4 protein-coding genes and 1 pseudogene are annotated in these 2,680 nt (G+C 41.8%); all 5 read left to right on the forward strand.

Annotated features, from left to right (window positions below; all coding sequences use genetic code 11):
- Positions 1-226: putative dsRNA-binding protein (locus tag H6S82_RS28110; protein WP_242057138.1), on the forward strand; the 226-nt coding region annotated here is incomplete at its 5' end.
- A 122-nt stretch (positions 227-348) separates the two neighbouring features.
- The gene (locus H6S82_RS28115) at positions 349-1,149 is read left to right on the forward strand and encodes a response regulator transcription factor (RefSeq protein WP_347339558.1); all 801 of its coding nucleotides are present in this window, start codon (positions 349-351) and stop codon (positions 1,147-1,149) included.
- Positions 1,150-1,228: 79 nt separating this feature from the next.
- A complete protein-coding gene (locus tag H6S82_RS28120; protein WP_206756619.1) occupies positions 1,229-1,477 on the forward strand; it encodes a hypothetical protein in 249 nt (82 codons plus the stop codon).
- Between the two features lie 406 nt (positions 1,478-1,883).
- Complete coding sequence (locus H6S82_RS28125) at positions 1,884-2,219, forward strand: NADH-quinone oxidoreductase subunit K (RefSeq protein ID WP_190464117.1); 336 nt, start codon at positions 1,884-1,886, stop codon at positions 2,217-2,219.
- A pseudogene (locus H6S82_RS28130) lies at positions 2,216-2,680 on the forward strand (cation:proton antiporter); the annotation flags it as partial. The gene H6S82_RS28125 and the pseudogene H6S82_RS28130, both read left to right, overlap by 4 nt.

Consider the following 2,680-nt stretch of genomic DNA (forward strand, 5'->3'; position numbering starts at 1 on the left):
TAAAAATCAGTTTCAGCAATGGGTAATGGCGAACATTGGCACAAGTCAATTGCCTAAATACGAGACAGTTCAGGCGGGTGGAGAATCTCACGCGCCAGAGTTCCTTTCCAAAGTTCTTGTAGGTAACGAAAAATATGGAGAAGGGAAGGGACGCAGCAAAAAAGATGCTGAAAAAAGTGCGGCTGAAGATGCGCTTGCCAAGCTGAGAAAACAAGGGAAGATGTAGAATGGATGGGATATCGCGCTAATATTCTCACCCGCTGGGGAATCAATTCCCCAGCTAATAGCGAAAGTCCATTTAAATGGACTGGAAGATTAGTATTCGGTACACTTGAGTGGACTTAAGCTATGACGCTGGGATTTGAATCCCAGGCGGGCTGGAAGCGAAGTCAGTGGCTTTATATACAATTAAACCCATCATTTGCTAACAAAATCATTGATTTCCCTACGGATAATAACGCTGAGGTAAGATGTCCTATGAACCGCATTCTAATCGCTGAAGACGAACCGCGTATCGCCTCCTTTCTAGAAAAAGGATTGAAAGCAAATGGCTTTACTACTGTCGTAGTAGAAGACGGAAATGCAGCAGTTTGTGTCGCTGATAGCAAAGATTTTGATTTGTTAATCCTAGATATTGGCTTACCCGGAAAAGATGGTTTTCAGGTGTTAGAAGAATTGCGAGGTAGAGGAGAAAAACTTCCCGTAATTATCCTCACTGCACGCGATGATGTAACTGATAAAGTGGCGGGATTGGAAGGCGGTGCGGATGATTACGTTACCAAACCTTTTCGTTTTGAAGAATTGCTGGCGCGTGTGCGGGTAAGGTTGCGCGATCGCACTTCTTCTGCTACTACCAAAGATGATACGATCGTTCGCGCAGGAGATATCGTTTTGGATTTGCGATCGCGCCGCGTTTCAGTAGGCGATCGCAATATCGAATTATCCACTCGTGAATTTATTTTAGCTGAAACTTTTGTCCGCCATCCCGGACAAGTTTTTAGCCGAGAACAATTGCTCGATCGCGTTTGGGGTTACGATTACGATCCCGGTTCTAATATTGTCGATGTTTATGTCGGTTATCTCCGCAAAAAATTAGGTAGCGAGAAAATAGAAACTGTCAGAGGTATGGGATATCGTTTTTGTCCCTAAATCCGAATATTTCAAGCAACCTGCCATTAACAAGCAAGAAAAAATTAGACTGTGATATAATAAATTCATCCGTATAGATGTGAAAACGATAGCAACCGAACGCTGGACTGATGAAATGCTCGATAAATTAGCTGAAAAAGTTGAGAAAAATGCGGAAGCGATCGAGAAAAATGCCGAAGCGATCGAGAAACTCACAGAAAATGCTAAAGAGTTGAATATCCGTTTTAATGCTTATCAACAAACATCTCAATGGGTTGTTAACTTAGCCTTCGGTTTGTTAGCAACCGCAACCATCACAACCATTATTACTGCCGTTTTCAAGAAATAAGTCTGGAACTTACCTAGCGTCGCGAAAAAAACTGACTTTATAGATTTAAACCGCTCCCCGAAACAATATATTCTCGTAAATTACTACAACCAGATCGACTCAAAAACCCGGTTTCTTGAAGAAACCGGGTTTCTTCGATTAAATTAGATGAGAAAATTCTCATCTGACTTTCATCAAAATTTTAAACTTAACCCCAAAAATAATAATAATGTTTTTGGTGTGTGAGCGAGATGAAATCGGCATTTACCAATGAATTACAACAATACCAATGGCATAATCTGCCAGAAGATAAATTTGCATATATTTTCAAAACTGACTTAGCCTCAGAAAAATCAAACTGCTTATCAGAAATCGTAAACTCTTTCCAAAATAATTACGATCGACCCTTACTCAACAGGCAATTACCGTGTTAGAAGCATTCGTATTCGCCACAATATTGTGCGGTTTTTTCGGCATCATCCTCAAAAAGAACCTAGTGATGAAGATCGTCTCGATGGATGTGATGAGTGCGGGAGTGGTCGCCTATTACGTAGTAGTTGCATCGCGAGACGGTTTCTTAACACCCATTTTATCTACTGTCAAAAATGGCTCTTATGCCGATCCAGTACCCCAAGCGGTGATTTTGACAGCGATCGTCATCGGTCTTTCAATTCAAGCTTTAATGCTAGTCGGAGTAATGAAGCTGTCACGAGATAATCCCACCTTGGAATGTAACGAGATCGAGAAGAACAATACACCATGAATACCATAACGATCGCATGGATCGCATTCCCGTTTTTTGTAGGGTTCGTCATTTATCTACTTCCCAAACTCGATCGATATCTTAGTCTGGGTACAGCTATAGTTTCGGCTGCATATGCGTTTTGGTTATTTCTCCAACCATCACCGCTAAAACTGATATTACTCGATAATTTTGGTGTCACATTAGAAGCTGACCAATTAAGCGGCTTCTTTATCTTAACCAACGCCCTCGTCACCCTTGCCGTTATTTTCTACTGTTGGGAAACTGGTAAGAGTGCTTTTTTTTACGCCCAGGCAATCATTTTGCACGGGAGTCTCAACGCCGCCTTTGTTTGTTCCGATTTTGTCAGTTTATATGTGGCGTTAGAGGTAAGCGGTATCGCCGCCTTTCTCTTGATAGCTTATCCCCGCACAGATCGATCGATTTGGGTTGGTTTGCGCTATCTCTTTATCAGCAACGTC

The organism is Planktothrix sp. FACHB-1355 (assembly GCF_014748295.1).
Taxonomy (GTDB): domain Bacteria; phylum Cyanobacteriota; class Cyanobacteriia; order Cyanobacteriales; family Aerosakkonemataceae; genus Aerosakkonema; species Aerosakkonema funiforme_A.

What these genes read in the sequence shown, in the direction of transcription:
- H6S82_RS28115 (WP_347339558.1), top strand. Translation starts at nt 349, where the DNA reads ATGACGCTGGGATTTGAATCCCAGGCGGGCTGGAAGCGAAGTCAGTGG.